General features: G+C 69.9%; 22 protein-coding genes and 1 pseudogene. 8 read left to right on the top strand and 15 right to left on the bottom strand.

All coding sequences use genetic code 11. The features are described 5' to 3' along the window. Nucleotides 1-70 precede the first annotated feature (70 nt). The gene (locus tag BKN51_RS28135) at nt 71-319 is read right to left on the bottom strand and encodes a hypothetical protein (protein ID WP_101610508.1); all 249 of its coding nucleotides are present in this window, start codon (nt 317-319) and stop codon (nt 71-73) included. Nucleotides 320-1,048: 729 nt separating this feature from the next. Between BKN51_RS28135 and BKN51_RS28130 the strand changes: the two genes are divergently transcribed. Further along, nucleotides 1,049-2,335, top strand: coding sequence for a PhoH family protein (locus BKN51_RS28130; RefSeq protein WP_101610507.1), 1,287 nt, complete (start codon nt 1,049-1,051; stop codon nt 2,333-2,335). A gap of 28 nt (nt 2,336-2,363) precedes the next feature. Here the strand turns inward: BKN51_RS28130 and BKN51_RS28125 are convergent, their stop codons facing one another. Together BKN51_RS28125 and BKN51_RS28120 are read right to left on the bottom strand one after the other, a co-directional pair. Beyond that, a complete protein-coding gene (locus tag BKN51_RS28125) occupies nt 2,364-3,395 on the bottom strand; it encodes a glycosyltransferase family 2 protein (protein WP_233222967.1) in 1,032 nt (343 codons plus the stop codon). A gap of 32 nt (nt 3,396-3,427) precedes the next feature. Further along, nucleotides 3,428-4,867: a GuaB1 family IMP dehydrogenase-related protein gene (locus BKN51_RS28120; RefSeq protein ID WP_101610506.1), complete on the bottom strand. Its 1,440-nt coding sequence runs from the start codon at nt 4,865-4,867 to the stop codon at nt 3,428-3,430. A 35-nt stretch (nt 4,868-4,902) separates the two neighbouring features. Here BKN51_RS28120 and BKN51_RS28115 point away from each other — a divergent pair, with 35 nt between their 5' ends. From BKN51_RS28115 to BKN51_RS28105, 3 genes are all read left to right on the top strand, one after another. Next, nucleotides 4,903-5,379: a DUF309 domain-containing protein gene (locus BKN51_RS28115; protein ID WP_101610505.1), complete on the top strand. Its 477-nt coding sequence runs from the start codon at nt 4,903-4,905 to the stop codon at nt 5,377-5,379. A gap of 68 nt (nt 5,380-5,447) precedes the next feature. Beyond that, nucleotides 5,448-5,699, top strand: a complete 252-nt coding sequence (locus tag BKN51_RS44495) for a hypothetical protein (protein WP_233222968.1) — start codon at nt 5,448-5,450, stop codon at nt 5,697-5,699. Between the two features lie 73 nt (nt 5,700-5,772). Continuing rightward, on the top strand, nt 5,773-7,002 hold the full coding sequence (locus BKN51_RS28105; protein ID WP_101610504.1) for an NADH:flavin oxidoreductase/NADH oxidase family protein: 1,230 nt from the start codon (nt 5,773-5,775) through the stop codon (nt 7,000-7,002). Here BKN51_RS28105 and BKN51_RS28100 read toward each other — a convergent pair. The 3 genes from BKN51_RS28100 to BKN51_RS28090 all read right to left on the bottom strand — a co-directional run bounded on the left by BKN51_RS28100 (nt 6,946) and on the right by BKN51_RS28090 (nt 10,205). Next, nucleotides 6,946-7,701, bottom strand: coding sequence for a Pr6Pr family membrane protein (locus BKN51_RS28100; protein WP_101610503.1), 756 nt, complete (start codon nt 7,699-7,701; stop codon nt 6,946-6,948). The two genes, BKN51_RS28105 and BKN51_RS28100, sit on opposite strands and share 57 nt — an antisense overlap. Nucleotides 7,702-7,804: 103 nt before the next feature. After that, nucleotides 7,805-9,316: an ATP-dependent DNA ligase gene (locus BKN51_RS28095; protein ID WP_101610502.1), complete on the bottom strand. Its 1,512-nt coding sequence runs from the start codon at nt 9,314-9,316 to the stop codon at nt 7,805-7,807. Nucleotides 9,317-9,362: 46 nt separating this feature from the next. Beyond that, nucleotides 9,363-10,205, bottom strand: a complete 843-nt coding sequence (locus BKN51_RS28090; protein ID WP_101610501.1) for a helix-turn-helix transcriptional regulator — start codon at nt 10,203-10,205, stop codon at nt 9,363-9,365. On the opposite strand from BKN51_RS28090, the pseudogene BKN51_RS28085 reads away from it, so the two are divergent. Continuing rightward, nucleotides 10,204-11,214, top strand: a pseudogene (locus tag BKN51_RS28085) (DMT family transporter); the annotation flags it as partial. The gene BKN51_RS28090 and the pseudogene BKN51_RS28085 sit on opposite strands and share 2 nt — an antisense overlap. Here BKN51_RS28085 and BKN51_RS45015 read toward each other — a convergent pair. Further along, on the bottom strand, nt 11,212-11,667 hold the full coding sequence (locus tag BKN51_RS45015) for an SRPBCC family protein (RefSeq protein ID WP_369862181.1): 456 nt from the start codon (nt 11,665-11,667) through the stop codon (nt 11,212-11,214). The pseudogene BKN51_RS28085 and the gene BKN51_RS45015 sit on opposite strands and share 3 nt — an antisense overlap. 44 nt (nt 11,668-11,711) lie before the next feature. Between BKN51_RS45015 and BKN51_RS28080 the strand changes: the two genes are divergently transcribed. Continuing rightward, the gene (locus tag BKN51_RS28080; RefSeq protein ID WP_101610500.1) at nt 11,712-12,293 is read left to right on the top strand and encodes a TetR/AcrR family transcriptional regulator; all 582 of its coding nucleotides are present in this window, start codon (nt 11,712-11,714) and stop codon (nt 12,291-12,293) included. On the opposite strand, the gene BKN51_RS28075 is transcribed toward BKN51_RS28080, so the two are convergent. After that, nucleotides 12,290-13,687 carry a class II fumarate hydratase gene (locus tag BKN51_RS28075; protein ID WP_101610499.1) on the bottom strand — a complete coding sequence of 466 codons (1,398 nt, stop codon included), beginning with the start codon at nt 13,685-13,687 and terminating at the stop codon, nt 12,290-12,292. The genes BKN51_RS28080 and BKN51_RS28075 overlap by 4 nt on opposite strands. Before the next feature lie 113 nt (nt 13,688-13,800). Between BKN51_RS28075 and BKN51_RS28070 the strand changes: the two genes are divergently transcribed. Beyond that, nucleotides 13,801-14,790, top strand: a complete 990-nt coding sequence (locus BKN51_RS28070; RefSeq protein ID WP_101610498.1) for an NAD(P)/FAD-dependent oxidoreductase — start codon at nt 13,801-13,803, stop codon at nt 14,788-14,790. A 63-nt stretch (nt 14,791-14,853) separates the two neighbouring features. Here BKN51_RS28070 and BKN51_RS28065 read toward each other — a convergent pair whose 3' ends face one another. The 6 genes from BKN51_RS28065 to BKN51_RS28040 all read right to left on the bottom strand — a co-directional run bounded on the left by BKN51_RS28065 (nt 14,854) and on the right by BKN51_RS28040 (nt 19,398). Further along, nucleotides 14,854-15,633, bottom strand: a complete 780-nt coding sequence (locus BKN51_RS28065; RefSeq protein WP_101610497.1) for a S1 family peptidase — start codon at nt 15,631-15,633, stop codon at nt 14,854-14,856. 9 nt (nt 15,634-15,642) lie between these two features. Beyond that, the gene (gene glpX, locus BKN51_RS28060) at nt 15,643-16,713 is read right to left on the bottom strand and encodes a class II fructose-bisphosphatase (protein ID WP_174720460.1); all 1,071 of its coding nucleotides are present in this window, start codon (nt 16,711-16,713) and stop codon (nt 15,643-15,645) included. 84 nt (nt 16,714-16,797) lie between these two features. After that, nucleotides 16,798-17,031: an exodeoxyribonuclease VII small subunit gene (locus BKN51_RS28055; protein ID WP_101610496.1), complete on the bottom strand. Its 234-nt coding sequence runs from the start codon at nt 17,029-17,031 to the stop codon at nt 16,798-16,800. Continuing rightward, nucleotides 17,028-17,468: a hypothetical protein gene (locus BKN51_RS28050; RefSeq protein WP_101610495.1), complete on the bottom strand. Its 441-nt coding sequence runs from the start codon at nt 17,466-17,468 to the stop codon at nt 17,028-17,030. The genes BKN51_RS28055 and BKN51_RS28050 overlap by 4 nt, the downstream gene beginning before the upstream one ends. Then, nucleotides 17,465-18,730: an exodeoxyribonuclease VII large subunit gene (xseA, locus tag BKN51_RS28045; protein WP_101610494.1), complete on the bottom strand. Its 1,266-nt coding sequence runs from the start codon at nt 18,728-18,730 to the stop codon at nt 17,465-17,467. Before xseA ends, BKN51_RS28050 begins: the two co-directional genes overlap by 4 nt. Continuing rightward, complete coding sequence (locus BKN51_RS28040; protein WP_101610493.1) at nt 18,727-19,398, bottom strand: lipid droplet-associated protein; 672 nt, start codon at nt 19,396-19,398, stop codon at nt 18,727-18,729. The genes xseA and BKN51_RS28040 overlap by 4 nt, the downstream gene beginning before the upstream one ends. A gap of 152 nt (nt 19,399-19,550) precedes the next feature. Between BKN51_RS28040 and BKN51_RS28035 the strand changes: the two genes are divergently transcribed. Next, a complete protein-coding gene (locus BKN51_RS28035) occupies nt 19,551-20,564 on the top strand; it encodes a 4-hydroxy-3-methylbut-2-enyl diphosphate reductase (protein ID WP_168214408.1) in 1,014 nt (337 codons plus the stop codon). 90 nt (nt 20,565-20,654) lie between these two features. On the opposite strand, the gene BKN51_RS28030 is transcribed toward BKN51_RS28035, so the two are convergent. Beyond that, a complete protein-coding gene (locus tag BKN51_RS28030; protein WP_101610491.1) occupies nt 20,655-21,524 on the bottom strand; it encodes a DUF6542 domain-containing protein in 870 nt (289 codons plus the stop codon). Between the last annotated feature and the right edge of the window lie 113 nt (nt 21,525-21,637).

Below are 21,637 nucleotides of genomic sequence, written 5' to 3'. Positions count from 1 at the left end.
GGTACCTGACTTCGGACAAGACGAAGGCCCCGGAGTGCACTTCCGGGGCCTTCGACGTCCACACCGAAGATCAGTGGTGGTGGTGCTCCAGCGAGTGGAGGACCAGGGCCGGGCTGGTGAGGACACCGGTGTAGGCGCCGGCGACCAGGGAAGCGGCACCGTAGCCCAGTGCGCCACCGCCCTCGATGAAGGTGTTGTAGGCGTCACCGAACGTGGGGTCCGGGGTACCGGTGGTGTCACCGGTCGCGGCGAACGCGGTTCCGCCGACCATCATGAGACCCGCGGCGACGGCGGAAACGAAACCAGCCTTCTTCAGCACTGCGCACACTCCTTGGTAGAGATATTCAGGGATCCGGGGCACGGAGATCCGGTGGGTGTGTCCCGCAGTGAGAAAATTACTCGCTATTCAGGTCTTGTGACCGCCTCGTAATCCCATTGTGTGAGCCGAAAAAGGTTCATTTCACTCGGTACGGTTCTCTGTCTCGGACGCAAAATGCGCTCCGCTACCGACCGTGGTAGAACCCGGATTTCGATCAGGCGAACGCCCTCTGTCGCGTTAATCCATCCGGGTCACGTCGACGAGCGTCCCTGAATGGTGATCGACACTACGCACCGTGATGGTGACCAGGTGTTGATGTCACGCGACCGACAGTGAGATGACGGTTTGGCGAATCACCGTGGTGGCTGCCTGCGCGATCGCCCCGACGCAGGTACCTTCCGAAAGTGAGGGTTCGCGTCCCATGCGGACTCTCACGGGAGGCCCTGGTCGTGGCAGTTGTCGACAGGGCGGCACAGCCGCCCAGTGGATGCACGAGGGGGCCGGCACCCGGCCCTCGCGGCCGTGCCGACTGACGCGGAAAGCGTCAGAAGGAGCGGTTAGCCAGGGAGGTGCCCGGCCCAGCGAGTGCGGGCGTGGTGCCACGCCCACGAGGGAGATGCCGTCGTGACTGCGCAGCGTTCACCCCGCAAGGCCTCTGGCCGTTCTTCGACCGGTGCCCCTGGCCCGGAGAAAGCCTCGATCTCGCCCGAATCCCAGCGGTCCACTTACGTGCTCGACACGTCGGTCCTGCTCTCTGACCCCTGGTCGGTGACTCGTTTCGCCGAACACGCGGTCATACTCCCGCTGGTCGTCATCAGTGAACTGGAGGCGAAACGTCACCATCCCGAACTGGGGTGGTTCGCGCGCGAAGCGCTTCGCATGCTCGACGACCTGCGTCGTCAGCACGGCAGGCTCGACGCGCCGATCCCGATCGGTGAGCACGGCGGCACCCTGCAGGTGGAGTTGAACCACTCCGACCCCACGGTGCTCCCGGTCGGCTTCCGCACCGACTCCAACGACCACCGCATCCTCGCCTGTGCGCTCAACCTGGCGGCGGAACGCGCGTCGGTCACGCTGGTGACCAAGGACATCCCCCTGCGTGTCAAAGCGGGCGCCGTCGGCCTCGAGGCCGACGAGTACCGCGCGCAGGAGGTGACGCCCTCGGGCTGGACGGGAATGGCGGATGTGGACGTCCCGCAGACCCTGGTCGACGCGCTGTTCAGCGGGCCTTCCGTGGATCCCGCGGAATTCGGGATGCCCGAGGTCGGTGAGCTGCCCTGTCACACCGGGTTGCGGCTGCTCGCGGGCAGTTCGAGCGCGCTGGGCAGGGTCACCGCGGACAAGCGGATCCGGCTCGTGCGGGGTGACAAGGAGGCGTTCGGCCTGCACGGCCGGTCGGCCGAGCAGCGGGTGGCGCTGGATCTCCTGCTGGACTCCGATGTCGGCATCGTCTCGCTGGGCGGGCGCGCCGGTACCGGCAAGTCGGCGCTCGCGCTCTGCGCGGGGCTGGAATCGGTGATGGAACGCCGCCAGCACCGCAAGGTCGTGGTGTTCCGGCCGGTGTACGCGGTCGGCGGGCAGGAACTGGGCTACCTGCCCGGTTCCGAGAGCGAGAAGATGCAGCCGTGGGCGCAGGCGGTGTTCGACACCCTCGGCGGGCTGGTCAGCCAGGACGTCCTCGACGAGGTCTTCGACCGCGGCATGCTCGAGGTGCTCCCGCTGACGCACATCCGCGGCCGGTCGCTGCACGACACGTTCGTCATCGTCGACGAGGCGCAGTCCTTGGAGCGCAACGTGCTCTTGACCGTGCTTTCGCGGCTCGGCACGGCTTCGCGGGTCGTGCTCACACATGACGTCGCGCAGCGCGACAACCTGCGGGTCGGGCGGCACGACGGCGTTTCGGCGGTGATCGAGAAGCTCAAGGGACATCCGCTGTTCGCGCATGTCACGCTGACCCGTTCCGAGCGCTCGCCGATCGCGGCGCTGGTCACCGAAATGCTGGAGGACCACGGATAGTCGATCGGGGAGTCCTCTTGGGACAGTCCTAAGGGGACTCCCCGTGCTTCCTTCGCACCGCGGCGGAATCGGCCTCGTGACTCGGACCGTGGGAAAGGCGGTCCGGCGCCGCCGTGGAGTAGAAACAGGAGATCGCCGGGACGACGAGCGGATCGCGATCGGCGGTGAGGCTCAGCAGGAGATCCCAGTCGTCCATTTCGACCAGTGACTCGTCGAAGCGGGCTTCCGTCAAGCCCGCGCGATGGGCGACGGCGCCGGTGTCGGCGAGGTTCTCCTTGAGCAGGGCTTCGCGGCTGTACGGCTTCAGCAGCAGCTCCGGCAGACCTTCGACGTCGTCGATGACGTACGCGCCGTACGCGACGGTGATCTCCGGGTGCTCGCCGAACGCCCACGCCAACGCCTTGAGCCACAAGGGATGCATGGTGTTGTCGTCGTCGAGGTAGGCGACGGCGTCGCCGGTCGCCACGGCGAGGGCGGCGTTGCGTGCGGCGCTGACCCTGTTGTGCGCCACGCGGATCGTGCGGATACGCGGGTCTTCGAGGGCCGCGAGGACTTTGGGCGTGGCGTCCGAACTGGCATCGTCGACGACGATCAGTTCCCAGTTCTCGTAACGCTGCGCGAGGACCGACTCGATCGCGCGGGGCAGCAGCCCGGCGCGATCGTGCGTGGGCAGGACGACGGAGATCTTCGGGGTGGCGGCGAGTTCCAGCGGCTCGAGCCACTGGGTGAAGGTCTGGACGGCGCGGGCGGCTTCGAGCCGGCCTGTCCGGAGATGAAGGCCTTCGAAGGCGGTGTCGTGGCCGCCGAGCCAGCCGTCGAGCGCTTCTTGCCGCGAGCCGATGGCCTCCTGCTTGGCCTCGACCGTGGTGGTGCGCGCGTCACCGTCCCGCAGCGCCCGGTCGTGGTCCTCCAGCCAGGCGTTGTGGTGCTCCAGTTTCGCGCGCAACCGCTCCAGTTCCGCGGCCTGGGCCGCGACCACGGAACGCAGTTCGGCGAGCACGTCGCTGTCCTCGTGGCGGCGGTCCACCGCCGCCGCCACGGTCCGTCTCAGGCGCTTCACCCGGTGCACCCTAGTGCTTCCGGGGCCCCGGATCACCAGCCCGCGGGCAGCGGGCGTCCTTCCGCGAAACCCGCGGCGGACTGGATGCCGAGCAGCGCGCGCTCGTGGAACTCCTCGAGCGTCCGGGCGCCCGCGTACGTGCAGGCGGAGCGGACACCGGAGCCGATGGAGTCGAGCAGATCCTCGACGCCGGGGCGAGCCGGGTCCAGCGCCATCCGCGACGCCGAGATGCCCTCTTCGAACAGGCCCTTCTTGGCGCGTTCGAAGACGTTGTCCGTCCGGGTGCGGGCGCCGACGGCGCGCTTGGACGCCATGCCGAACGATTCCTTGTACGGCTTGCCCTGCTCGTCGTAGCGCAGGTCGCCGGGGGACTCGTGGGTGCCGGCGAACCACGAGCCGACCATGGCCGCGGACGCTCCGGCGGCCAGGGCGAGCGCGACGTCGCGCGGATGCCGCACGCCGCCGTCCGCCCAGACGTGTTTGCCCAGTTCGCGGGCCGCGGCCGCGCATTCGGCGACGGCGGAGAACTGCGGGCGGCCGACGCCGGTCATCATCCGCGTGGTGCACATGGCGCCGGGGCCGACACCGACCTTGACGACGTCCGCGCCCGCGTTGATCAGGTCGCGTGTGCCCTCCGCGGTGACCACGTTCCCGGCGACCACGGGGACCCGCGGGTTCACCGACCGGACGGCCTTGAGCGCGGAGATCATCTTCTCCTGGTGGCCGTGCGCGGTGTCGACGACCAGCACGTCGACGCCCGCCGCGAGGACGGCCTCGGCCTTCGCCGCGACGTCGCCGTTCACGCCGATCGCGGCGGCGACGCGCAGGTTGCCGCCGCCGTCGACGGCCGGGGCGTAGATCTCCGCGCGCAGCGCCGCGATCTCGGTCAGGACGCCCGCGAGCCTGCCGTTTTCGTCGATGCCGAGCGCGAGACCGCCGCCGTGGGCGTGCAGGCGCTCGAACACCTCGCGCGGCGGGGTGTCCAACGGGACCGTGACGAGCGCGGGCTCCGCGACGTCGGCGAGCCGCGCGAAGCGGTCGACGCCGGCGCAGGCCGTTTCGTCGACGATGCCGACCGGCTTGCCGTCCTCGTCCACCACGACGACGGCGCCGTGGGCGCGTTTGCCGACCAGGTTCAGGGCGTCTGCCACCGCGTCTCCGCCGGTCAGCACGAGCGGGGTGTCCCACACGGTGTGACGGCTCTTGACCCAGGTGACGATGTCGGCGACCGCGGCGACGTCGACGTCCTGGGGAAGGACGACGAGCCCGCCGCGGCGGGCGACCGTCTCGGCCATCCGGCGGCCGGCGACGGCGGTCATGTTGGCCACCACGATCGGGATCGTCGCGCCGGTGCCGTCCACAGTGGACAGGTCGACGTCGAAGCGGGACTCCACGTCCGAACGGTTCGGCAAGAGGAACACGTCGTCGTAGGTCAGGTCGTGAGCGGGCCGATGCCCGTCGAGAAAGCGCACGAGTCCCCAGGATACCCGCGTGGGACAATGGCGGCATGACCGACCGGGACCGTGACGAAGCCGGACGAGCACGCAACGCGCGCCCTCGGGACGGTCTCGGGAGGCCGCTCCCGTACGGCGCCGACGGTGTCGAACGACAGCCCGAGGGCATCGAGCGGGCCCCCGAGGACACCATCGCCGAGGCCCAGCGCCTGCTCGACGCGGGCCGCCCGTTTCACGCGCACGAGGTGTTCGAGGACGCGTGGAAGGCCGCCGACGGGGCCGAGCGCGAGCTTTGGCGTGCCCTCGCGCAGCTCGCCGTGGGCCTGACCCACGCGGCCAGGGGGAACGGGAACGGCGCGGCGTCGCTGCTGGAACGGGGTGCGGACAACATCGAGCCGTTCCGCCAGGCCAGGCCGCACGGGATCGACATCCCCGGCCTGCAGGCATGGGCGCGGGAGATGGCCGGAGAAGTGAAGGTGCGGATCCGGGTCGAGCCGGTTCCGCCTCGCCTACTGGGCCAGGGCCTGTAGCGCCGAGCCGGAGCGGTACAGCTCGATCAGCAGCGGCCGCAGTGCCCGCCCGGCCGGGGTGAGCCGAGGTGTTCTGTCAGCACCTTCGCGGACAGGTCGGGCAACGCGGAGCGAAGGTCGCTGAAGGACCGGGCGCCGCTCATCAGCTCGCGGAGGCTGGATCCGCCGAAATCCTCGACATGATCTACGAACCGGACGCCGTGTTCGTCCGCCGTGACGGTGTGCAGGTGACCGGTGCGGAACGCCGGGCCGCGAACGGCATGATCCTCGCGCTCTGGCGCTACGTGATCGACAACCCCTTCGGTCTCGGCGCATCTTGAGTACTCGACATACCGCGAGTATGTTACTTCGAGTAGGGATACTGGCTAGTAGGTAACGGCGGGAGAAGGCGCGATGAGCGAGCCCAAGGAATTGCTGGCCGAGCCGCTGAAACTGCGCTGCGGCGCGCTCCTGCCGAACAGGCTGGCCAAGGCCGCGCTGAGCGAGCAACTCGGCGACCGCCGCAACCGGCCGACCGCCGAACTGGCCGAGTTGTACCGGACGTGGTCGCGAGGCGGCGCCGGAACGCTGATCACCGGCAACGTCATGGTCGATCCGACCGCGCTCGGCGAACCGCGCAACGTCGCGGTGCCGCGGGAACCGGACGCGACGGAGTTCAAGCCGTGGGCGCGGTCGGCCGACGGGACCGAGACCCGGCTGTGGGTTCAGCTCAACCATCCCGGCCGTCAGAGCCCGCGCTTCCTGTCCCGTCAGCCGGTCGCGCCGTCCGCGGTGCCGTTCGGCGACCGTGGCATCCGCTCGGTGTTCGCGACGCCGAGGGCGCTCACCGGCGACGAGATCGAAGCGATCATCGACCGGTTCGGCGTCGCCGCGCGCACCGTCGTCGAGGCGGGGTTCACCGGTGTCCAGATCCACGGGGCGCACGGCTACCTCGTCTCCCAGTTCCTTTCACCGCTGACCAACCGGCGCACCGACGGCTGGGGCGGCGACGCGGTGCGACGGCGCCGGTTCCTGCTGGAAGTGGTCGCCCGGATCCGGGGCGAGGTCGGAGACGCCGTGCCGATCGCGGTCAAACTCAACAGCGCGGACTTCCAGCGCGGCGGCTTCAGCGAGGAAGAGTCGCTCGAAGTCGTCCGCGAACTGGGTGAAGCGGGCATCGACCTGCTGGAAGTCTCCGGCGGCACCTACGAAAAGGCCGCCATGATGGGCTCCGGCAAGGCGAGCACTGTCAGCCGGGAGGCCTACTTCCTCGACTACGCCGCGAAAGCGCGGCAGGTCACCGACGTCGCGCTGATGGTCACCGGCGGCTTCACCAGCCCGGAGGGGATGGCGGAGGCGCTGCGTTCCGGCGCGCTGGACGTCATCGGTCTCGGCAGGCCGCTGGTCGTCGATCCGGCGCTGCCCGGCCGTCTGCTGGCAGGCGAGGACGCCCGCGCCGAGCGCAAGGCCCCTAAGACGGGCATCCGGCTGGCCGACAGCCTGCTCGAAATCCAGTGGCACACCCAGCAGATGCACCGCGTCGCGGCCGGGAAACCGGTGGACCGGCGGCTCGGCGCGGTGCGGACGCTAGTACGTGCCGGCGTCGCGGATCCGCTCAACGCCTTCCGGCGGGTCCGGGGCTAGTCCATCCATGCCCCCACCTCCGCCCTCAACGGAGGAGCTGCGCTCCCAGCCCCAATTCTCGTCCTGCTCGTCCCGGCGGCTGAAGGTGCGGTCGAAGCCGACCGCGGCCGCCGCGAGGCCGATGAACAGCACGCCGATCAGCACGCAGTTGAACGCGACACCGCCATAGCTGTTGATGCCCGGATCGACGAACGGGTACGGGTAGAACCCGATGATCGCCCCGCGCACCAGCGTGACGGCGAGCCAGACCAGCGGGTACAGCAGCGACCAGGACAGGACCCGCCACGACAGCTGGCCTCGCGGCCCGAACAGCAGCCAGCCCGCGACGCACATCAGCGGCGACACCTTGTGCAGCATCGTGTCGGCGAAGACGGCCCAGCCGTGCAGTTCGTAGAGGTCGGCGAGCGCGACCTGGAAGACGACGCCGGTCACGGTGATGCCGACGAGGCCGGTGAGCCGCAGCACGCCGAACAGGGTCGACCGGCCCGCGACACCGAGCGCGAGCAGCAGGCTGCCGACGCCGACCAGGATGTTCGAATCGATGGTGAAGAAGGCCAGCAGGTTGGCCACCCGCCCGGCCGGGGTGTGGAAGCTGCCGCCCTCGGTGCCCGCCGAGACCGGGATCTGGGCGGCGAGCCCGGCGATCACCACCAGCGCGGTCGCGCCGAACCAGGCACGCGCGATCTTGGAAGCCTGCATTCTGTCTACTTTATGGGTGACCGGCCCGCGACGTCCCGTCACCACCGGGTGCCGCCACTCGATCGGGGGCGCCTCCTCGCCGCAATTAGTCCTCTAGTTGCGGTCAGGGCTTGAGGAGACCACGCACGGTGTCGATGGTGTCGGCGTCGGCGGACTCCTTGTCGGGCCGGTATCGGACGACGCGCGCGAAGCGCAGCGCCAGCCCGCCCGGATACCGCGTGCTCACCTGGGCCCCGTCGAGTTCGATCTCCACGACGAGCTCCGGCCGCACGTGCACCGCCCAGTCCGTGCGGTGGGTCTCGATCTCCTGGAACGTCTTCGTCTGCCAGGCCAGCAGCTCGTCGGTCATGCCCTTGAACGTCTTGCCGACCATGATCGGCGGCCCGCCGCCGGGGTCGCGCGCGCCGAGATGCAGGTTCGACAGCGTGCCGGTGCGCCTGCCGTGTCCCCATTCCGCGGCGAGGACGACCAGGTCGATCGTGTGCACCGGTTTCACCTTGAGCCAAGCGCGCCCGCGGCGGCCCGCCGCGTACGGCGACGCGAGGTCCTTGACCATCACGCCCTCGTGCCCGGCGGCCATCGCCGCTTCCAATACCGCTTCGGCCGAAGCGGGCGCGATCTCACCGGGGATCACGTGCTCGCCCGCGACCTTGCGCAAGGCCACGTTCCGCTCGGACAGCGGAGCGTCCAGCAGGTCGGTGCCGTCGAGATGCAGGCAGTCGAAGAAATACGGCCGCAGCAGCAACGCCTTGACCTGCTCGTCGCGGCTGCTGCCGAACCGGCTCATCGTCTCCTGGAACGGCCTCGGCCTGCCGTCGTCGGTCAGCGCCAGCGTCTCGCCGTCGAGCACCACCGACGTGCAGGGCAGCGAGCGCACGAGCTCCACCAGTTCACCGACGCTGCCGGTGATCTCGCGCAGTGTCCGCGTGTAGACGTGGACCTCGTCACCGTCGCGGTGGACCTGGATCCGCGCGCCGTCCATCTTGTACTCGACCAGGGCCTCGGCGTGCTCGGCGACGGCCTCTTCCAGCGACTCCGCCGGAGACGCCAGCATCGGCCGGATCGGCCTGCCCAGGGCGAGTTTGAACTCCGCCAGCCGTTCCTTGCCGCCGGTCATCGCCGCCAGGCCCGTCACCGGCAGCTGCCCGGACAGCATGAACGCCCGCCGGACGTCCTCGGCCGGGATCTCGGACGCCGCCGCGATGGCGTCCACCATGATCCCTTCGAGCGCGCCCTGCCGCAGCTCGCCGGTCAGAAGCCGGAACAGGAACTCCTGCTCGGCTTTGGTCATCCTGACGAACAACGCCCGCAACGTCTCCGTGCGCAGTTTCACCGAGCCGGAGCCGGACGCCGCCCCGACCGTGCCGAGCGCCGTGTCGACCTCGGCCACGGTCAACGACGGCTCGGCGGCGGGTGCCGCGTTCAGCTCGGCCAGCGTCCGCCAGCCGGTGCCGATGCGGCCCTGCGTCGGCTGCCCGGTGAGGAACGCGACCACCGCGGGGAGCTCCGGCTCGCCCGCGGCGCGCAGCAGTGCGGCCAGGGTGGCGATCTTCGCCTTCCTGGACCTCGTGGCGGCCAGTTCGGCCGACGCGGTCACCACCGCGGTGAACAACATGGGTCCATCATGACCCCGGGGACCGACAGTTTCGCGCCGAGCGGGTTCAGGCGTGCGCGGGATCCGCCACCCAGCTGGCCAGCAGCGCGAGCCCCCGCTCGCTGGAGGAACCGGGCTCGGCGGTGTAGATCACCAGGGCCTGGTCCGGATCGTCGGGCAGCCGCAGCGTCTCGTAGCGCAGCCGGAGTTCACCCACGACCGGGTTGATCATCACCTTCCACGAGTGCGCCTTCTCGCGCACGGTGTGCTTCGCCCACAGCTTCCGGAACTCCTCGCTGCCGAGCGAGAGCTCGCCGACCAGCTGGGCGAGGTACGGGTCGTCCGGGTACTTCCCGCTCTCGGCCCTGAGGTTCGCCACGACCTCTTTCGCCACGGTCTCCCACTCCGGGTGCATCTCGCGGGCGTGCTCGTCGAGGAAGAACATCTTCGGGATGTTGCGCTCGCCGGGCGGGCAGGCGGCGAAATCGAAGGACAACGCGGCCCCGAGCGGGTTCCAGGCCAGCACGTCCAGATAGCGGCCGAAGACGAACGCCGGGGATTGGATCGCGTTCAGCATCTGCTGCAGTTCCGGTCGGACCCGCTGCGCGCGGGGCCGGGCGATGCGTTTGCGCTTCGGCGCGGCCAGGTTGCGCAGGTACGTCTCCTCGTCGCGGTGCAGCCGCAGCGCCCGGCTCAGCGAATCGAGGACGGAATCGGACACGTTGCGAGCCCGCCCCTGCTCCAGCCGCGTGTAGTAGTCGACGCTGATCCCGGCCAGCTGCGCCAGCTCCTCGCGCCGCAGCCCGGCGACCCGCCGCTGGTTGAAGCCCGTCGGCAGGCCGAGGTCGGCCGGATCCAGCGCGGCCCTGCGTGCCTTGAGGAAGTCGCCCAGCTCGGCCGTCTCGGTCATGTCGACAAGTATCCCGATTCCGCGGGACGGGTGCCTGGTCCTGCTGGGGCCAGGTTCGGCGGGAGTGTGGTTGGTCCAGGTGGTACCGGCGCCCCCGTCGGTATCCCGACTTATGGTCCTGTCCAGCGGTCACGTTCTGGCCCTGTCCCAAGGGCCAATTCGCCGACATCGTGGTGACATGGTCAGCGAACGGAAAAGCGTGACGATCGGCGTACTGGGGGTGCTGATCGTCGGCGCGTCCGTGCCGGTGACGGGAATGCTCGACGGCTACCCGGTGATCACCGGACAGGCACTGCGTTACGCCCTGGCGGGACTGCTCCTGCTGGCGTGGGCGCGCCTGAGCGGTCGGCCGTTGCCGCTGCCCGGCCCGCGCGACGTGCCGTCGCTGATCGCTCTCGCGGCGACCGGGATGATCGGGTTCCAGGCGTGCCTGCTGTTCGCGCAGCGGTACGCCGAGCCCGGCCTGGTCGCCGCGTTCCTCGGCGGCACGCCGCTCGTGCTCGCGCTGGCCGGACCGCTGACGAAGGGGAAACGGCCGTCGTGGGCGCCGGTGACCGGGGCGGTGCTCGCCGGACTCGGGATCGCCGTGCTGTCCGGCGGCGGGGCGGCGCGCTGGCAAGGATTGGTGCTCGCGGCGCTGGCGATGGTGTGTGAAGCGCTGTTCACCCTGCTCGCCGTCGGGGTGCTCGAGAGGCTCGGTCCGCTGGCGACCGCGACCTGGAGTTGTTGCGCCGCGGGCGTCGGCGGCGCGGTCGTCGGCACGATCGCCGACCCGTCCGGCGCCTGGGTGTGGCCGGACGGGCGTGAACTGATCGCGCTCGGCTATCTGACGGTCGTCGTCACGGCGATCGCGTTTCTTCTTTGGTATTCGGCGGTTTCCGCGCTGGGCGCGGACCGGGCCGGGGTGCTGGTGGGGCTGATGCCGGTCTCCGGTCTCGCCGTCTCCCTGCTGCTGGGAATGCAGGATTTCCGGCTCTCCCAGGTGATCGGGGTCGCGCTGGTGTCTTCAGGCGTCGTGGTCGGCCTGCGCCGCCGCGAGTTCGGTGAGCCGGGCGCATTTGACGTCGAAGTGCTTGACGACGTCGCCGCCGATGACCGCGACCATGACCGCGCGCAACGGCCCGGTGAGCGTGACCTGCTGGACGAACTCGGTCCCGCCGTCGACCGCGGCCACGGTCAGCGCGAGATCCATGACGCCGAAGGGAATCGGCTGGCGGAGGGCGACCTCGCGGTCCTGGATCAGCGAAGTGATCGTGAACGGCTCGGCGACCCGTGAGTGCACGCGGCCGCGGAATCCGTTCGGTACGAGGAAACCGGTCGAGCCCACCTCGGCGGGACCGTGCAGTTCGGCGCCGGTGAGGTCGGGATCCCAGTCGGGCCACCGGGTGAAGTCGGCCAGTGCCGCCCAGAGCGCGGACGGCGGGACGGGCAGGATTTCGCGGGAGGTTCTCGTCCAGGTCATACCCCGACGATATACGGAACTGTCAGTCTCGTAAACTGGGGTGCATGGTGCGAGGCAGGCCGAGGGAAGAGGGCATCGACGACGCGGTCCGCGAGGCCGTGCGGGCGCTGCTGACCGAGACCGGGTACCAGCGCTGCACGATCGACGCGGTCGCGGCGCGGGCGGGGGTCGGCAAGGCCGCGGTGTACCGGCGGTGGCGGTCGAAGGCGGAACTCGTGTTCGCTGCGGTGATCCATCCCGTCGAGCTCGAACCGCCCGAGGACACCGGTTCGCTGCGGGGCGACGTGGCGGCGGTACTCGCGGTGATCGAGTCCTCTTTGGACGGTGCGGAACTGCGGCGGGCGCTGCCGTCGCTGCTCGCCGACGTCCGCGCCGATCCGGTGCTGGAGGCCCGGTTCGGCGAGGTCTTCCTCGGCCGTGAACGCGGATATCTGGTCGAGATGCTGGATCGGGCCGTCGCGAGAGGGGAACTCTCGCGACGGCCCGATCCGGCGCTCGTGCACGCGATCCTGCTCGGCCCGGTGCTGACGTGGCTGCACCTGTTCACCGAGACGACGCCGTCGGGCGGGTTGGCGGCTTCGCTCGCCTCACCGCTCCATGCGGCCGTGGCCGCTCTCGGTGCTTAGCGGCCGCCGCGCGCCATCCGGAGCACGTCGAGCGCTTCGTCCAACTGGGCCTCGGTGAGCTTGCCGTTCGCGACGTGACCGCGTTCGATCACGACCTCGCGGATCGTCTTCAGTTCCTTGAGCGCGAGCTTCGCGATCGCGGCGGCCTCTTCGTAGCCGATGTAGGAGTTCAGCGGCGTCACGATCGACGGCGAACCCTCGGCGTACTCCCGCGCGCGGTCGGCGTTCACCGTCACGCCCGCGAACACCTTGTCCGCCAGCAGCCGCGAGACCGCCGCGAGCAGCCGCGCCGATTCGAGCACGTTGCGCGCGATGACGGGCAGGTTCACGTTGAGCTGGAAGTTGCCCGCCGCGCCCGCGAAAGCGACCGCCGCGTCGTTCCCGATCACCTGCGCGACCACCTGCAGCGTCGCCTCCGGGATCACCGGGTTCACCTTGCCCGGCATGATCGACGAACCCGGCTGCAGATCCGGCAGCGCGAGTTCGGCCAGCCCGGTGCGCGGGCCGGAACCCAGCCAGCGCAGGTCGTTCGCGATCTTGTTCAGCGACACCGCGACCGTGCGCAGATGCCCGGACGTCTCGACGACGCTGTCCTGCGTCGCCTGCGCCTCGAAGTGGTCACGCGCCTCGGTCAGCGGAAGACCGGTGACCGACGCCAGCTCCTGCGAAACGGCCGAGCCGAAACCCTCGGGCGCGTTCAGCCCGGAACCGACCGCGGTGCCGCCGATCGGCAGCTCACCGAGTCGCGGCAGGCCCGACTTCAGCCGTTCGACACCGAACCGGACCTGCGACGCCCACGCGCCCGCCTCCTGGCCGAAGGTGATCGGGACGGCGTCCATCAGATGCGTGCGGCCGGATTTCACGATGTCCGACCATTCGGCGGCCCGCGTCTCGATCGCGGCGGCCAGGTACTCCAGCGCCGGGATCACGTCGGACAGGACGGTCTCCGTCGCGGCGACGTGGATCGTCGTCGGGAAGGTGTCGTTCGAGGACTGCGACGCGTTGACGTGGTCGTTCGGGTGGACGTCGCGGCCCAGCGCGCGCGACGCCAGCGTCGCGATGACCTCGTTGGCGTTCATGTTCGACGAGGTCCCGGAACCGGTCTGGAACACGTCGATCGGGAAATGCGCGTCGTGCTTGCCCTCGGCGACCTCGTCGGCGGCCTTCGCGATGGCCTCGGCGACCTCGGCGTCCAGCACGCCGAGGCGCGCGTTGACCCGCGCCGCGGCGGCCTTCAGCAGGCCGAGCGCACGGATCTGGGCGCGCTCCAGGCCACGGCCGGAGATCGGGAAGTTCTCGACGGCGCGCTGCGTCTGCGCGCGGTAGAGGGCGTCGACGGGGACGCGCACCTCGCCCATGGTGTCGTGTTCGATCCGGTATTCCTGTTCAGCCATGCCTCAAGTTTCGCGCAGCGACCGCTGGCGCGCTCCGTGTCTTTCGGCACGCGAGGGCTAGGATCGAATGTGTTCTCGATCACGCCGCCCACCACCGGCCGGGAGAGTGCCGAATGAGCGAGTCCGCTGGGGAAACGTCGTACGACCTCGTCATCATCGGGGCAGGTCCGACGGGTCTTTTCGCCGCCTACTACGCGGGATTCCGCGGCCTTTCGATGGCCGTCGTGGATTCACTGCCGGAGGCGGGCGGCCAGGTCACCGCGATGTACCCCGAAAAGATGATCTACGACGTCGGCGGATTCGCCGAGATCCGTGGCCGGGATCTGGTGCAGGGCCTGGTCGATCAGGCGGCGCCGTTCAAACCGGTGTACCTGCTCGGGCGCAAGGCGGAGAAACTCGAAAGCGTCGAGGACGGCATCACCGTCACGCTCGACGGGGGACAGGTCCTGCGTGCCGGCGCGGTGCTGATCACCGCCGGGATCGGCGAGTTCACCCCGCGTCCGCTGCCCGCCGGTGACGGCTGGCTCGGCCGCGGCATGGTCCACTTCGTGCCCGCGCTCCAGGCGCACGCGGGCCAGCACGTGGTCGTCGTCGGCGGCGGGGATTCGGCGTTCGACTGGGTGCTCGCCCTGCATCCGGTCGCCGCGAGCGTCACCCTCGTGCACCGTCGCGCGCGGTTCCGCGCGGCCGAGTCCATCGTGCGGCAGGCGCGGGAACTCGGCGTGCGGATCGTCACCGACGCCGAGGTCACCCGGTTCTTCGACCGCGACGGCGCGCTCGCGGAGGTCGAGATCCAGGTGAAAGGCGCCGAACCCGAAGCGCTGCGTGCCGACGCGGTGGTCGCGGCTCTCGGTTTCACCGCCGATCTCGGGCCGATCGAGAGCTGGGGACTGCAGATCGACCACCGCGCTATCGCCGTCGACTCGACCATGGCGACCCCGCGTGAGCGGGTCTACGCGGCGGGCGACGTCGCGGCGTATCCGGGGAAGGTGAAGCTGATCGCGACCGGATTCGGGGAAGCGGCGACGGCGGTCAACAACATCGCGGTGGCGTTGAACCCGGAAGCGCATCTGTTCCCCGGTCACTCCAGCAACGCGGAGTAGCGCGTGCAATGAAAGTCCCCTTCATTGCAAATTTTGCAATGAAGGGGACTTTCATTGCATCTCTCAAGCGGGCGGAGCAGGCGCGGGAGGTGTGGTCTTCTCCGCGATCCACTGCGCGTAAGCCACCACCGAAGTCGCGATCGACGGCGAAGTCGCGCACACCGGATCGGCGTTGCCCGGACGGCTGATCGTGCCCAGCAGCACCCATTTCCCGTCCACCTTGGCGACCTCGGGACCACCGGAATCGCCGTAGCACGAACCCGACTTCCCGTCGGGATTGTCGGTGCACAACTCGACGGCGCCGTCGAACTTCGCGGTGCAGCGCACGCCTTCGACGATCTTCGTGTCCAGTTGCTGCAGCTTCGCCGGACCCTTGCCACAGCCCGAAGTCGGGCACGTCTGGCCCCAGCCGAGCAGCCGCGTCGGCGTCCCCGGCACCACGATGGCCCCGATCGCGACCGGCGCCGCCTTCACCGGGGCGGCCAGCCGCACCAGGGCGAGGTCGCCGCCCGCGTGTTCGGGTTCGGGGTTGTAGGACGGGTTCACGACGACCTCGGCGAGCTTCCCGATCTCGCCGCCTTGGGTGTTGTCGTTGCTGCCGATCCGCGCGCTCAGGTTCGCCGGGTTCTTGCCCTCGACACAGTGCCCGGCCGTCACGAGCCACTCCGCCGCGATCAGCGCGCCGGCGCAGAAAGCCTTGCCGGAGGCCGAATGCAGCGACACGATGAACGAATACGGCTCGTCGGCCTCTCTGCCGCCGACGAGGTCGCCCGCGCCCGTGGCCTGTCCGACCGGCATGAAGACCATCGCCGCGAACAGGACCACGAGCACGCGCTTGAGCACTGATTCTCCTTAGGGGAGCGGGGGAACGACGTCGTCTTCCAGTGAATCGTCGAGGTGGCCGTCGAAGTTGACGGACGAGTACGAGCGGAGTTTGGTCAGCCGGTGGTAGCCGTCGATCATCCGGACCGTGCCGGACTTCGAGCGCATCACGATCGACTGGGTGGTCGCGCCGCCCGCGCGGTAGTGCACGCCGCGCAGCAGGTCTCCGTCGGTGACGCCGGTGGCGCAGAAGAAAACGTTGTCGCCGCGGACGAGGTCGTCGTTGCCGAGCACGCGGTCGAGGTCGTGGCCCGCGGCCAGCGCCTTCTCACGCTCCGCGTCGTCCTTCGGCCACAGACGGCCCTGCAGCTCGCCGCCGAGGCACTTCATCGCGCAGGCGGCGATGATGCCTTCGGGGGTGCCGCCGATACCGAGCAGCATGTCGACGCCGGTGCTCGGCCGGGCCGCGGCGATCGCGCCCGCGACGTCGCCGTCGGAGATGAACCGGATCCGGGCGCCCGCCTCGCGGACCTCCTTGATCAGCTGTTCGTGACGCGGCCTGTCGAGGATGCACACGGTGACGTCGGAAACGCTGGAGTTCTTGGCCTTCGCGACCCGGCGGATGTTCTCCGCGACCGGGGCGGCGAGGTCGACCTTGCCCGCGGCGTCCGGGCCGACGGCGAGCTTCTCCATGTAGAAGACCGCGGACGGGTCGAACATCGCGCCGCGTTCGGCGACCGCGAGCACGGCCAGCGCGTTCGGCATGCCCTTGGCCATCAGGGTGGTCCCGTCGACCGGGTCGACCGCGACGTCGCAGTCCGGCCCGTCGCCGTTGCCGACCTCTTCCCCGTTGAACAGCATCGGGGCTTCGTCCTTCTCGCCCTCGCCGATGACGACCACGCCGCGCATCGACACGGTCGAGACCAGCTGGCGCATCGCGTCCACGGCGGCGCCGTCTCCGCCGATCTTGTCCCCGCGCCCCACCCAGCGGCCCGCGGCCATCGCGGCGGCTTCGGTCACGCGGACCAGTTCCATCGCGAGGTTGCGATCGGGCGCTTCACGGCGTCGGGAAGAGCTGGCGGACGAGGTGGGGGTGGGCATGAGGCCTCCCGGGTCAGGAACTCGGCGGGGTCCCAGTCTCTCAGATACCCACGGTGGTTCGGTGGCTCCAGAGCATGGTGAACGTCACTGACCGTTGCCGCTCTCGTCTTCCACCGACGACAGCGCGGCCTCGATCCGCTCGCGCGCGCCTTCGAGATGGTGCTCGCAGACCTTCGCCAGTTGCTCGCCCTTTTCCCAGAGAGCGAGCGACTGCTCCAGGGACAGCCCGCCCGCTTCGAGTTCGCGGACGACCTCGACCAGCCTGTCGCGGGCCTGCTCGTAGCCGAGTTCGGCGGTCTCGCCACCGGGTTTGCTCACGCTGTGCTTCCTTCTACCGGACGTCGGTGCTTGCCGATACCCGCGCACACTACCGCGCCGGCCATGGCGTTGTCGTAACCCACGAAGGCGAGAGCGAACTCCTGGCCGTCACCCTCCGCGATCGCCGCGACGAGGGTTTCCTGCGCCCGGGCCACCCGTTTGCGATGCTCGGACCCCTCCGCGAACCACCATCGGGTGCCGACGTGCTCAGCCGTCGCTTCGGAGAGCTTCCGCAATTGCGCGTCGAGGCCTCGCTTGATCGAATACGGCGCTGATGAGCCCTCGGCGGAAAAGAGCGCCTCGGCCTGGCAGCCCGCCAGCAGTACGGTCCAGCATTCGGCGGCGGCGTGGTCGGTCAGCAGCGCGTTGTGCAGCACGCCGGGGGCGTTCGCGCGCTGGGCGGCGTCGACGGTCAAAGGCAGGAAACTCGCCGTCAACTGTTCTCCTCCGCCTCTCCCGCGACGACGGCGCCGAGCGCGCCGTCGACCACGCGGACGCGCAGGTTCGCGCCGTCCGTGACCTCGGAGACGGACCGGAGTACCTGGAGGTTGCCTTCGGCGTCGGTGTACTGCACCACCGCGTAGCCGCGTTCGAGGGTCGCCGCCGGGCCGAGCGCGGTCAGCCGCGCGCGGGCGCTGGCGATCTCCGCCTGATCCTTGGCGAGCAGGGTGAGCATCGCGCGGCGCCCGCGTTCGCGGTGGATCTCGATGTCGTCGGAACGCCGCTGGACCGGGCCGAGCGGATCGGCGAGCACCGGACGGCTGCGCATCTGGGTCAGCAGCCTGACCTGCGTGTCCACCCAGCCGTGCAGGGCGCGGCGGCCGCGGTCGCGCATCTGGCGGACGCGCTGGGTCTCCTCGCGGACGTCGGGCACGATCCGCTTGCTGGCGTCGGTCGGCGTCGAGCAGCGGAGGTCGGCGACGTGGTCGAGCAGCGGGGTGTCCGGTTCGTGCCCGATGGCGCTGACCACCGGCGTGCCGGCCGCGGACACCGCGCGGCACAGCGCCTCGTCGGAGAACGGCAGCAGATCTTCGACACTGCCGCCGCCGCGCGCGATCACGATGACGTCGACCTCCGGGTCACGGTCCAGTTTGGACAGTGCCTGGAGGATCTGCGGGACCGCGAGCGATCCCTGCACGGCGGTGTTGATCACCTTGAACGCGACATGCGGCCAGCGGGCCTGCGCGTTCACCAGAACGTCGCGTTCCGCGGCGGACGCGCGACCGGTGATCAGCCCGATCCCCGTGGGCAGGAAGGGGATCTTGCGTTTGCGTTCGGGTGCGAACAGGCCCTCGGCGGCCAGCAGCCGTCGCAGCCGTTCGATCCGCGCGAGCAGTTCGCCGATGCCGACCGCGCGGATCTCGTTGGCGCGCAGGCTCAGCGAGCCGCGGTTCATGAAGAACGTCGGCTTCGCGTGGATCACGACGCTCGCGCCCTCGCGCAGCGGCGGTTCGATCGTGCGCAGCAGGCCCATCGGGCAGGTCACCGACATCGACACGTCCGCGGACGGGTCGCGCAGCGTCAGGAACGCGGTGTTGGTGCCTTGGCGGGCCGAGATCTGCGTGACCTGGCCCTCCACCCAGACCGCGCCGAGCCGGTTGATCCACTCGCCGACCTTGCGGGCGACCGTGCGGACCGGCCACGGGTTCTCGGCGGTGGTGGACGGCCCCGCCGGTGCGGCGGTGGGTTCGGCGCTCACCGGCCTTCCGCGCTGCCGGTGTCGTCGCCGTCGGCTTCCGCCTTCTTCACGTTTCCGATGCGACGCGCGAGCATGCCGACGAACGACGCCCTGTCGGCGTTCGCCTTTTCGTAGGTCAGCAGCTCTTCCAGCTGCGCGAGGTCGAACCGGCGCAGGCGGGCGCGCAGCTGCGGCAACGTGAGCGTGTCGTAGTCCTCCAGCCCGGCCGGGCCCGAGGTCACGGGGGCCGCGGAACTGTCGAACTCGCCGTCGGCGTGGTCCTCGGCGAGCGCGCGCTCCTCCTCGGCCCACGGGTCTTCGGTGAGCGCCTCGAGGTCGTGGAAGTGGCCGTTCGTCTCGGCACGCGGTTCGGGAACCTCGGGGTCTTCCCTCAACGGGATCACGCACGAGTCGCGTTCGTAGCGGCGTTCGCCGAGGTCCGGCGGGAGGTCCTCGTCGAAGGTCGCCCAGCTGGGGGCGTCCTCGACCGGGCGGAGACCCGACAACGCGTCGTCGCCCTTGATCGCCAGCTCGGTGACGTGCTGCTGGACGCGCATGGAGAACTGGAGGACCTGGCTGACCACCGTGACGGGGAGCCCGGTGAGCTGCTTGGGAAGTTCGCGAACCCGCTCGGCGGTGGTGACGGCGAGGCCCGCGGCGACCCGGAGGGGGAGCGGGAGAGGCTTCATACGTCTAGCCTGCCGTATCTGGTCCATCCTGCCCAACCGAACGGGTGGGTCGGCTCACAGGACGTGACTCCACGCACATACTTTAGAGGGGTTCCCAGGTCACCTGAACGTGAGTGCGAGGAGCCCCCGGGGCAGCCCGTACCCTGGGGGGCATGAGTTCTGCGAGTCCCGGAATCACGCCAGCCGGCAGTCCGACGATCACCGAGTCCGGTGTGCCGGCAGGTGGCAAACGTGTCCTGCTCGCCAAGCCTCGTGGCTACTGCGCGGGCGTCGATCGTGCCGTCATCGCCGTCGAAAAGGCACTCGAGCTCTACGGCGCACCGGTGTACGTGCGCAAGGAGATCGTGCACAACCGGCACGTCGTGGAGACCCTGCGCGACCGCGGGGTGATCTTCGTCGACGAGACCTCCGAGGTGCCGGAAGGCGAATTGGTGGTGTTCTCCGCGCACGGCGTCTCGCCCGCGGTGCACGCCGAGGCGGCCGAGCGCAATCTGCGGACCATCGACGCGACCTGCCCTCTCGTGACCAAGGTGCACAAAGAGGTCAACCGGTTCGCGAAGGACGACTACGACATCCTGCTGATCGGCCACGAAGGCCACGAAGAGGTCGAAGGCACCGCCGGCGAAGCTCCCGACAAGGTGCAGCTCGTCGACACCGCCGAAGACGTCGACAAGGTCGAGATCCGCGACCCGTCGAAGGTCATCTGGCTCTCACAGACCACCCTTTCGGTGGACGAGACCATGGAGCGCGTCGACCAGCTCCGGGACAAGTTCCCCGGCTTGGCCGACCCGCCCAGCGACGACATCTGCTACGCCACCACGAACCGCCAGGTCGCGGTCAAGGCCATGGCCGCCGAGTGCGACCTGGTGCTGGTGGTCGGCTCCACGAACTCGTCCAACTCGAAGCGCCTGGTCGAGGTCGCGCTGAAGGCGGGGGCGCGCGCGTCGCACCTGGTCGACTTCGCGCACGAGGTCGACGAAGCGTGGCTCGAAGGCGTCGAGACCGTCGGCGTCACGAGCGGTGCTTCGGTGCCGGAGGTGCTGGTCATGGACCTGCTGACGTGGCTGGCCGAGCGCGGCTGGGACAACGTCGACGAGGTCACCACGGCGAACGAGAAGATCGCTTTCGCGCTGCCGCACGAGCTGAAGAAGGTCGGCAGGGCCTAGGCTCCGAGTACGAAAAAGGGCCGTCCGAGGGGTTCCTCGGGCGGCCCTTTCTTTGATCAGGGGCTCAGGCGAGAGCAAAGGTCCCTTGCTTCAGCGCTCGTCGTCCCAAGGGCGGCGGCGCGGCGGCTGACCGCCTCGGCGAGGGTCGTCCGGACGCGCCGGACGGCGGCGCGGGGCACCGGGGGCGCTCTCGCTGCGAGGGTCGCGACGGCGGGGTTCGCCGTCTTCCGGCGGACGCGGGCGCCGGGGCTGACGTCCCGGAGGCGGTGGCTTGCGAGCGCCGGGTTCGGCGTCGCGGCGAGGACGGCGATCGTCGTCGACCGGACGGCGGCGCGGCGGCACGTCGTCCGGGGGCGCACCCCGGCGTGACGGCGGGGGCGGCGTCTGCCCGGTCCTGGCGGCCGGACGGCGGCCCGCCGCGGCGGCAGCGGGCTTGACCGGCGGTTTCGCCTCGTCGCGACGGTCCGGTTTGGCGTTCGCCTTCAGCTTCACCGGGGCGTCGGGATCGCGTTCGCGGTAGATCCGGAAGAAACCAATCGCCAGCGTGACACCGGTGGTGAGGGCCATCGTCGGGAAACCGTTGATCAGCGGGGTGCCGATGTCGAAAGCTCTCTCGAGCAGATCCGAGCCCTTGCCGTTGTCCGAGGTCAGGAGGATGACTCCCGGCACGGTCACGGCGAGGACCAGGGGCGGCTGCACCATCGGGCCGAACAGCCCTCTGCGCTGCACGGCCACCACGGCGGCCACCGCGCCGAGCGCGTAGAAGATCTTGAACAGCAGGCCCAGGTCCTTCTGCGTCATCACGTCGATGAAGGCGCCAAGGATGGCGAGCCCGAAGCCCACCAGGACGGCGGCCCACCAGGGCAGCCCGCGCCTGGCGCCGACGAGCGGACGCTCGTCCCAGGCTACGGGAACGTCGTCGGCATCAGGATCGCTCTGGCGATCGCGAATCGCGGTCACAGGTCCCACCGTATATCCAAGCTGCGGACATACCGCCAACAGGCGGTATGTCGATCGCCTGGTAGTGGTCATCCCGGACCACCCGGACGAACTGCCCGGGTGCTTTCGAGAGG

It is taken from the genome of Amycolatopsis sp. BJA-103 (genome assembly GCF_002849735.1).
Classification (GTDB): Bacteria; Actinomycetota; Actinomycetes; order Mycobacteriales; family Pseudonocardiaceae; genus Amycolatopsis.
The sequence above is the reverse complement of the archived record's forward strand: the minus strand, read 5'-3'. Positions and strand labels throughout refer to the sequence as shown.

Coding starts and splice junctions, on each gene's coding strand:
- BKN51_RS28115 (WP_101610505.1), top strand. CDS start 4,903: ATGACCGACCGGGACCGTGACGAAGCCGGACGAGCACGCAACGCGCGC.
- BKN51_RS28090 (WP_101610501.1), bottom strand. CDS start 10,205: ATGACCGAGACGGCCGAGCTGGGCGACTTCCTCAAGGCACGCAGGGCC.
- BKN51_RS28080 (WP_101610500.1), top strand. CDS start 11,712: ATGGTGCGAGGCAGGCCGAGGGAAGAGGGCATCGACGACGCGGTCCGC.
- BKN51_RS28100 (WP_101610503.1), bottom strand. CDS start 7,701: ATGCAGGCTTCCAAGATCGCGCGTGCCTGGTTCGGCGCGACCGCGCTG.
- BKN51_RS28075 (WP_101610499.1), bottom strand. CDS start 13,687: ATGGCTGAACAGGAATACCGGATCGAACACGACACCATGGGCGAGGTG.
- BKN51_RS28095 (WP_101610502.1), bottom strand. CDS start 9,316: ATGTTGTTCACCGCGGTGGTGACCGCGTCGGCCGAACTGGCCGCCACG.
- BKN51_RS45015 (WP_369862181.1), bottom strand. CDS start 11,667: ATGACCTGGACGAGAACCTCCCGCGAAATCCTGCCCGTCCCGCCGTCC.
- glpX (WP_174720460.1), bottom strand. CDS start 16,713: ATGCCCACCCCCACCTCGTCCGCCAGCTCTTCCCGACGCCGTGAAGCG.
- BKN51_RS28105 (WP_101610504.1), top strand. CDS start 5,773: ATGAGCGAGCCCAAGGAATTGCTGGCCGAGCCGCTGAAACTGCGCTGC.
- BKN51_RS28035 (WP_168214408.1), top strand. CDS start 19,551: ATGAGTTCTGCGAGTCCCGGAATCACGCCAGCCGGCAGTCCGACGATC.
- BKN51_RS28040 (WP_101610493.1), bottom strand. CDS start 19,398: ATGAAGCCTCTCCCGCTCCCCCTCCGGGTCGCCGCGGGCCTCGCCGTC.
- BKN51_RS28070 (WP_101610498.1), top strand. CDS start 13,801: ATGAGCGAGTCCGCTGGGGAAACGTCGTACGACCTCGTCATCATCGGG.